This is a genomic window from Bradyrhizobium sp. URHD0069 (genome assembly GCF_000701345.1).
Lineage (GTDB): Bacteria > Pseudomonadota > Alphaproteobacteria > Rhizobiales > Xanthobacteraceae > Bradyrhizobium.
Window position 1 is genome coordinate 1 of sequence record NZ_JNIJ01000094.1, and the last position, 6071, is coordinate 6071.

6 protein-coding genes and 1 pseudogene are annotated in these 6071 nt (G+C 59.0%); 3 read left to right on the forward strand and 4 right to left on the reverse strand.

What is annotated here, in order from left to right:
* Positions 1-232, forward strand: a 232-nt coding sequence (locus N554_RS41575) for a hypothetical protein (RefSeq protein ID WP_210165386.1), incomplete at its 5' end; no start/stop codon positions are given.
* Between the two features lie 85 nt (positions 233-317).
* Here the strand turns inward: N554_RS41575 and N554_RS0129870 are convergent.
* Both N554_RS0129870 and N554_RS0129875 read right to left on the reverse strand, forming a co-directional pair.
* A complete protein-coding gene (locus N554_RS0129870) occupies positions 318-515 on the reverse strand; it encodes a hypothetical protein (RefSeq protein ID WP_029586807.1) in 198 nt (65 codons plus the stop codon).
* Positions 516-1818: 1303 nt separating this feature from the next.
* Complete coding sequence (locus N554_RS0129875) at positions 1819-2556, reverse strand: HAD family hydrolase (protein ID WP_197033800.1); 738 nt, start codon at positions 2554-2556, stop codon at positions 1819-1821.
* Between the two features lie 387 nt (positions 2557-2943).
* Between N554_RS0129875 and N554_RS0129880 the strand changes: the two genes are divergently transcribed.
* Positions 2944-3534 carry a phasin family protein gene (locus N554_RS0129880; RefSeq protein WP_029586809.1) on the forward strand — a complete coding sequence of 197 codons (591 nt, stop codon included), beginning with the start codon at positions 2944-2946 and terminating at the stop codon, positions 3532-3534.
* 372 nt (positions 3535-3906) lie between these two features.
* Here N554_RS0129880 and N554_RS0129885 read toward each other — a convergent pair whose 3' ends face one another.
* Positions 3907-5118 (reverse strand): extracellular catalytic domain type 1 short-chain-length polyhydroxyalkanoate depolymerase, encoded by a 1212-nt coding sequence (locus N554_RS0129885; protein WP_029586810.1) that lies wholly within the window; start codon positions 5116-5118, stop codon positions 3907-3909.
* Between the two features lie 5 nt (positions 5119-5123).
* Positions 5124-5543, reverse strand: coding sequence for a CopG family transcriptional regulator (locus tag N554_RS0129890; RefSeq protein ID WP_029586811.1), 420 nt, complete (start codon positions 5541-5543; stop codon positions 5124-5126).
* Positions 5544-5861: 318 nt separating this feature from the next.
* Between N554_RS0129890 and N554_RS0129900 the strand changes: the two are divergent.
* Positions 5862-6071: pseudogene (locus N554_RS0129900) on the forward strand (cysteine hydrolase); the annotation flags it as partial.

The window sequence follows — 6071 nt, forward strand, 5'->3', positions numbered from 1 at the left end:
CCAGATGACCTCTCGCGATTTCGTGCCCATGGCGCGCGTTACAGCGCCCCCTGCGAGCGCAGGCAATGCCACTAAGAACAGATACCCGGAACGGCTCAGCGAATCTCGTCCCACCCGTTCGCTCGCTAATCGCATCGAAAAGACCCCACCCTTGTTCAGGTGGCCGAGAGAACAAAAAATCCAAAAGGGCAATTACGCTCGCGGCACGTCCCGTGAACGGAAAGAGATTTGAAAAAGGGCAAGTTCTTTCCGGTAGGCACAAACCGTGACCGGCGAGCGCTTCGCGCTACCGAAAAGACTACACCAGCTGAGTTCCGTTAGGCGGCGAGCGCTTCCTGGCTCGGGTGCGAAGCATCGTAAAACGCCACCGCCTCGAACTCGTAATCGCAAGCCCGGCAATGCCAGAGATAGGAGATGCGGCGCGGACCGTTTTCAGTCCAGTCCGGCGGGGCTATCGGCTTGCCGCATTGGGCGCAGGGATTCTCGTGAGGTAAACCGGAGTCGTGTCGCACCATACGCATCTCCCATTTTGCTGATTTTTTTGAAAGCAGGCATTAGCGCGACCCCAGCCTGGGAGGCTGGGTGTTGTCGTGTGGGGCTGGGGCCGCTACCAAGTGACGCGCCGTGTCGCTCGCGTCACCTTGCTCTGTGACGCATTTTCCGGCTGATCGTTCCAGGGATTTTTTGATTTAATGAGGAGTGCGATCGCTATGGCCGGCGAGGGCTTCGCCCTGGAGAGAAAAACCGGAAACGCTGCACGCTAGCTTGGCCACCTTTCAAGCCCGCCGCGCTGCTTGGCAGCGCACCCTCGAAACACGGCCCGAACCTCACCTCGTCATTGAGAAAGTAGCAAATGCCGCCACTTCGGAAGTTTGGGTTTTCAGCATGCGTGTCGCCGTTTGCAGCCATCTCAGACATTCGTTGACACGAAATATGTCATCCGGTCGGAACGAAATCCCGCATCCCGCGTGATGTATTTGCGCTGGGTAATTCACCGGCACTTCGCAGCTGGAGGATTGGGATGTTTAAACGAATGCGCAAGTATGCGTTCGGCGTCGCAGCGGCAGCGGCTCTTTTTGTAATTCCGATCTCGGCCTTTCCCCAATCTATTGAGGTTGGACCGGGAGGCGTCCGAGTATACGACGGCCGTGGCCGAGGGGGTGGGGAATGCGAGCAATTGCGGCGTGCCTGCGAAAACAAGGACATGCTAGGGGAGCGCGGCGAAGGAAATTGCCGCAGATACCGGGAGACCTGCCAAAGGCCAGTTCGGAGGGACGTGTGCGGCGAATTGAGACAAGCCTGCCTCAACAAGGACCAGTTAGGCGAACAAGGTGAAGGAAATTGTCGTAGGTATCGCCAGACTTGTAGAGGTGGCTAATAGAGGTGGCTAATTTCAGTGTTGCGCGGTGGTCCGGCATCGTCGGCACCGTCCCGCGCGCCCATCATCGCGAACGCCGCCTCATGTCGGCGGCCTCTTTCATTCTCCCAATACCTGATCTTTTTCCCAGCCAAAAGAAACGGCCCCAGCTCGGGCCGCGAACTGAGGTCGCCAATTCCTCGAACGCTGATGGGCCATCAAGCTGACGGCTCATTGGTTCATGCCGAATGTCGCTCGGCATTCTGAACCTCACAATTCCGCGGTACCCAACTTGAGGCTGTTAAATGCCATCCTCGTTACTCAGCGATAATCAAGTCGAATAGTCGGTATGCGATGATCGTTCTGCCGCCGGGGTCCTTCGCCTATCACATGGTATGGAATATCGATGGATGCCTCTTCAGGCTTCGTTGAGGAGGTAATGCTTGGCTGGGTCCAAGGACCTATCCCAACTTTTCGGGACCGGCCTTCGGAGGCGCCTCTCTCAAGAGAACGACCCGCGGCGATTCATTCTCCAGGCAAGTCAGAAGGTCACAGAGTTCTCCTGCGACGACGAAACACCCCGCCTCCGTCAACGCTTCTCTGGCAAACCCGCCAGTGAGGAGCCCGGCGGCGGCAGTGCCCGCCCCGACCGCCGCCTCGGCGTCGTATGGAGTGTCGCCGATCATAACGGCTTGTCCGGCGGCGACTCCCAGCTTTCTGAGCGCTAATCCGACGAGTCGTGGATCCGGTTTGCCGTGTTCGACGTCATCGCCGCACGCTATGGAATCGATGAGATCGTCGACATTCAGCAAGGAGAGGTAATGCTTCAGTTCAGGGCCCTTGCAGTCGGTCGCAAGCGCAATCCTGCCGCCCCGCTTAGTTAGCGCCTCGAATACGTCACGCACGCCGGTGAATGCTTTCACGCTTCGCAGGTATTTCGCTTCATAAAGTTTGCTTTTGGCTTCCATCAGCCTCTTTCGCTCGGCCACGTCGAGAGCCGGTGCAACGAGTTGAAGGGCCTGGTCACCATCGAGGCCGGAATAGAGCTGCAGAACGTTGTACGGAACGGTGACCCCGAAGTCGTCCAAGGATTCCTGAAGGCTCAGCAGGTTCTGCCGCACGCTGTCCACCAGCGTGCCCTCGACGTCGAATATGTAGCCGGAAAACAGCATGTTGCCTCGATGTAAGGCAAGGCCCATGAACCGGCATCGTTTCATAACTCCGTCATATTAGATGAGAACGGCGGGGCGATATCGCTCGAAGGATTGCGCAACACCATCGGGCGAACGCTGGATTCACACGGCCGACCCCGTGAGTTGTACTCTTGGCGTCAGGCGCGGACCCGCTCGATGATCTCCATCGGGCGGGTTTTCGCTTGGTCAGTGCGCCGCACTTAGCGAGCCAGTCTCGGAAGTAAACGGAAACTTGCAGCCGTAGTTCCTGCACAGCATCGAGCATTCCGAAAAGCTCAGCAACGCTGGAACGGCTCTCAAGCGATCGCGTTTGTTTGCGAGAAATGCACCTGTGCTCACCACGTCGCACAGGCATTCGAAATCACCAGTCAAACATCGAGGGAGGCCGTTAAGATGGCAAATCCACGCCAAGAGGATAAGTCTAACCAAAACGCCGAGCAAACAATTCGACAGGCCAGCGAGAGGACTGCTGAGCAGGCTAAGCGCGTCGGAGAAACTGCGGTTGAGGCCAGTCAGGAGGTGGCTCGGGTCGGTGCCGACCTGCTCCGGCAAAATGCCGAGGCGCTGCAGAACGCCTTGCGGTTCGGATTGGAGATGACGACAGCAGTAATGGGTCGTTCTACCGACCAGGTCAGTCGCACACTCGGCTTGTCGGGGAACGAAGTGCAAGAAGCAACTGAACGGTCGGCCCGCAACGCCGCAACGACTCTGCAGTCCACCAGCGCGCTTGCCAAAGGAATGACTGGAATGTCGCGAGAGTATTTCGCGTTCGTTCGGCACCAAATGGAGTGTTCGATGAACCGCATGAACGAATTGTGGGGCTGTCGAACTCCTCAGGAGATCGGAGCCGTGCAGAGCGATTTCATGCGTGAAACCCTGGAGGGTGCCGTGGAGAGTAGCCGTCGGATGGCCGACATGTCACTCAAGGCTGCCGACGATGCCGCAAAGCAGATGGCTCAAAATATCGAACGGCGTGCCGCTTAGCCCGGCTTTCCAGCCGGTGATCACGGAAGCAGAAGAGCGGCTGACTTCTCCAGCCGCTCCTTCTCACGAAATTTTGGCCACGGCTTCGATGCGAGTTTCGACACTTTGGTAGCACTGAGCGCGCAGCCGCTCGGCACGGATGTGGATCTTGGGGGCGGCAATAGCGTGCTTCCAGGGCCTCGCCCTAGCCAGCGGCACACAGCCCTGTCGGCGCGCAATGACCGGACATGTCCATCGGGCAGGATCAACTGGACACATGAGAGCAGCGCAGCGCCATCGAAGCCTTACTATCTCGCCAACTTCTGCTTTGGGGCGCATGACGGACTCAAGTCGGACATCGTGCAAGGTCCGAAAAGTGCCGCCACGAACGGACTAACTCCAACCTGCCTGCCGTGGGAGCGAATGCTCAAGGAAGAAACGCAGCATTTCCCTTGTTGCGTCCGGTCCTCGCGGATCGGTGTAGGAGCCTGCAGGGCAGCCCCCCGACCATGCGTGGCCGGCGCCATGGATGTTCCAGTGCTCAAGGATTGCGCGCCCGCCCGGTTCGGTAAGGACGGTGCGGGTATAGGCATGCCCTCCAGGTACCCGCCCGCGATGCACCTTCGTTTGCGGGCTCGCCGCTCCAACGGACTGCTCGAGAATTAGATTGCCGTTGTTTGGATGCACCGTAGTGTCTCGATCCCCGTGAAAAACAATGGTCGGGACAGGCGGCCCGTCACCGGGAATCATCCTGCCATTGGACGCGCCGCCTTGTCGCATGGCGACAAAAGCAGATGGAAGGTCAGTGGCGGCTCCGCAGGCCAGGCCGGAATGTATGCCGATTGCGGCGTACAGATCGTTGTATGTTGCTCCCATGATGGCGGCAGCGGCCCCCCCGGCCGACAGTCCCCCGACGTAGACGCGTTTCGGATCGACCGAATAGTCTCGCATGATCTGGCGAGTGATGCCCGCGATAAGCGAAGGTTCGCCGCTGCCCCGCTGCTGGTCGCTTGTGCGGAACCAGTTCCAGCATTTCGCCTGGTTCGCCTCGCTGCGCTGTTCGGGGTAGATCACGAAGCAAGTTTGTTCTTCCGCCAAGAAGTTCATTCTGGTGCCGGCGGCAAAATCGTCCGGTGACTGGGTGCAGCCGTGAAGCATGACGACCAAAGGAAGCGGTTGCCCTTGGTAGCGGCTTGGGATGAATAGCTTGTAGGTCCGGCTTCCCGCCGCATTGCAGTAGGCGCCTTCGACGAATCTTGCGCCGTCGGGCACGATGTCCTGCATGGAAGGCGGAGCGCGCTTGATCGGACCTCGCAGTCCGAGTCCGAAGCGGTTCGTTATCCCATCGAGCAGCGCCGCGTGTTTGCGCTGATGAGCGGAGGTGGCCCGCGCCAACCGCGGACTTTCCGTCTCCTCGATAACATTGGCCTTCGCGTCAATGGTCGGAGGCTCGAGCCCTCCAAGAGCGGGGCGGCCCGTTGTGCCGGATGTCGCCTCCGGCGCGCTCTCGCCGCGGAGCATCCGCTGGAGGACCGCGGTGGCCTCGACAAGTTGGCCCGCGCGCGTAAGGCGCGTGGCTTCGCGAACGATGTCCTGATTCAGCATCGCGTTCACCTCGTCCTGTCGGCGAGAGCAGCCTTGACCGCGGGACTTGCATGCAAAGCACCCAGCACGGAGACCGAGGCAATTGTGGCGCGGGCAAGCTCGGGCGTGACGTCCTGGGCGATACTGGCCAAGCCCAGAACATTGATGTGCAGCATCTCACCGGCTCGCCGCGCTGCTTCTAGATCTCCGCGGCTGTAGGTCCGCAGACCGAGGTCCAGATTTTTTCGAACCGTGGACTGCTTGACCACGTCTGCGTGACGTTCGAGTTGGTTGCGGATTGCCGTTCGAATGAAATCGGTACGGTTCGAGTAGAACCCTTCCTGCACCATTAGATCGACGTGACCAAGATCGACATAACCAAGATTGATCGTGATCTTTTCGGTGTCAGCGGGCTTTGGTCGGAGTTCGTGGACATTGTCTGCCATGATTTACCATCCAATAAACATCTGCATGGATGGCATATGGATGGTCGGCCACCGCCTGTCAAGTGTCGCCAGCACCGTTGGCGTGATTGCCTTCGGCCTGCTCATCGGCTTTTAGTACGCGTATCCTCTATGGCGTGCTGCGGAACGACGTGGACGGTACGGTATTGACCACGGCAACGTTAGGCAGCCAGCCGCAAAGGGCTGAGGTCGGTTCGTGCGATGGGCGATCTAAAAGGGCCACCAGGCGCGTCCGCGGTTCATCTGTGTCTTGATATGCAAAGACTGTTTGGACCGGATGGTCCATGGCGAACGCCATGGATGGAGCGGGTTCTGCCAACGATTGTCAGCATCGTCGAAAGAGTTCCGGCGAAGACGATCTTTACCCGGTTCATTCCACCTTCCACCGCCGATTACGCCCACGGCATGTGGCGCGCATATTACGACAAATGGAAGGAAGTAACCCGGGCTAATCTCGACCGTGAATTGATCGACCTGATGCCGGCGCTTCAAAAGTATGTGCCGCCGGCA